The sequence below is a fragment of the Chryseolinea sp. T2 genome (assembly GCF_037203685.1).
Taxonomy (GTDB): domain Bacteria; phylum Bacteroidota; class Bacteroidia; order Cytophagales; family Cyclobacteriaceae; genus Chryseolinea.
The window spans coordinates 1-2,138 of the sequence record NZ_JBBCAU010000029.1 but is presented as its reverse complement, the minus strand read 5'-3'; the positions used below and the strand labels follow the sequence as shown (position 1 = coordinate 2,138).

The 2,138-nt window shown below is 40.8% G+C and carries 3 protein-coding genes; all 3 read left to right on the top strand.

Annotated elements, in window-relative coordinates:
* The first annotated feature begins 140 nt into the window (after positions 1-140).
* Positions 141-596, top strand: coding sequence for a hypothetical protein (locus WBG78_RS30690; RefSeq protein WP_337330368.1), 456 nt, complete (start codon positions 141-143; stop codon positions 594-596).
* Between the two features lie 115 nt (positions 597-711).
* A complete protein-coding gene (locus tag WBG78_RS30685; protein ID WP_337330367.1) occupies positions 712-1,341 on the top strand; it encodes a hypothetical protein in 630 nt (209 codons plus the stop codon).
* A gap of 201 nt (positions 1,342-1,542) precedes the next feature.
* On the top strand, positions 1,543-1,974 hold the full coding sequence (locus WBG78_RS30680) for a hypothetical protein (protein WP_337330366.1): 432 nt from the start codon (positions 1,543-1,545) through the stop codon (positions 1,972-1,974).
* Positions 1,975-2,138: the final 164 nt, after the last annotated feature.

Below are 2,138 nucleotides of genomic sequence, written 5' to 3'. Positions count from 1 at the left end.
TGCGCAACATTACTTTTAATATATTGACTACGCTTACTAAAGCTTGAAGCAAAAGTAACGTCGCGTACACTTTTGTTGGCAGCTATGCCCTTTGAAAGACTTGTTAGCTTAATGATTGACTGAATATGCTTTTATTTTTAATGGGAGTAGACTTACCGACACTTGGACTTACTGTTCTACTTCTCCTGATCTTTGGACGACTAATTTTTTGGCTGACAAGGAAGCTCCTTCGAAAAGTGATGAAGGACCCATCTGACAGACAGATAAAACTGCTTTCAAGGATCAGCGCATTCATTTTATCACCGATAACAGTGATAGGATCGTTTGCTCTATTCATCTACATATCCATACAGACTGCACCGATAGAGTCAGATGAAGAAATGGAAAGAAGTCATTATGAAATGATGGAAGAGGACATTGTAAGCGACTTAAAAGTAGGAATGTCAAAGACCGAAGTTATTGGACTTTTTGGTGAAGCGGATACGACTCAATCAGTTTTGATTTATGACTTGTCTTTGCCGGATGCAAAAGAGAAGTACATGCTTGAGATAACGTTCGACACAAAAGGACTGAAAGAATTTAGGAGGCAGCGGTGACGGGCACATCTGCCAACAAAGTATATAAAACATGCCGGCACGGTTGATTTTAATTTCTTATTTTGGAGTGCCGGCACGTTTTATATACAGACGTTGGCGGCAATATTTTTTTGAGATGGATATAGAGACATTAAATAAGGAATTAAATGACATATTTTCGACCGAGGAGTTCGAAGAAGATGGTGGAGTGTATATCACCGGGACAGACTGGTATTCTGACGATTTAAGAGTAGAATTTGTAATTAAGCCAGGGGACAACAGCGACAATCAACTTTGGGAAGTCCAAATAGTTGGAGTAAGAGAGGAATTAATAAAATCTACCTTCGGTGACAAGTTAGAACTACTTGACGAGCATCCATTACTTTGGGCTTTCAGTCAGGTACAAACTGACTTGTATTTCACTAACCCGACAACGAGACCATTTGAATTGTTTTCAGCCATCTATGAGATTCATAGACGTGAGTCAAAAAATTGGCTGCCACTTGACAAGTTTATAAATAAAGAGATATCTCCGATAGAATTGTGTAAATCAAAGTCTGGACTATTTGCAAAGGGACCTTTAAAGCTGCTTGAGAAATATCAAGAAGTATTGGAGCAACACGGAATGACACCAAGTCTATTTGGGAAAAGAAATCCTAAACGGTGGACAAATGACCAGTGGGTTGAGGAGACCGAGATACTTAGAGTCATGATACTCGGTGACTCTTATGTGATCGGGGAATCGTTCGACTTTAAGAGAGTGTAAAAAATACAGCCGCCAACAACGTGTATGTGCCATTGCGGGGTGCGGTGTAAAGTTGTACTTTAGGTTTCAAACAACGTTCGGTCACGGTGGACAGTTCGGAGTAGTCGGGCAAATCATTCCTATCGTCATTCATTTGCCCTCCTTTCCCCGCAACGGCACATACACAAGCGTTGTAGGTAATGCTCAATGAAGTTACTAGGTATGAATCTTAAGGCTGCTGTTTGGGCGCTGGTGACATTGACGTCATCTATCTCCTTTGGACAATCTATTAAGAAATGTGACGGCTCCGTTCTCTCAATTACAAGCGAAAAAATTGGGAAATTGAGTGAACAGGAAATTGGAGACTTCCTCTCGACTTTTGGAGAAGAATGTAGGAATAATGTGGAGTTCACGGAGTGGAGCAATGAATTGTTGTTTGATGTAATGGAAATGCAAACACAATTGACGTTGACGACAATTGAGCAGGACAAGAGGATTGACTTGGGAGAGATCCTTGAGGTAATCGCATCACCGTTGTTAGACGAGGATATTGATACATTGATAGCGAAAGTCAGGTCGACAAATGTTGAGCCAAAACTTAAGCAGAAAGTGCTTGAGAAACTGACAATTGCCAAGAACAGCCTTAAAAATTGAATAAACGCACGCACTACCTACAACACCACATATGCGCCATTGCAGTTTGTTGGTTATATTTAGGTAAACTGCAACGGCGCATATGTCAGCGTTGTAGGTAATTCAAGCCAGCTGATTGTCTGAAGCCCTTTTTTGTTGCCACTTCGGCAAATGATGTCTAAGGA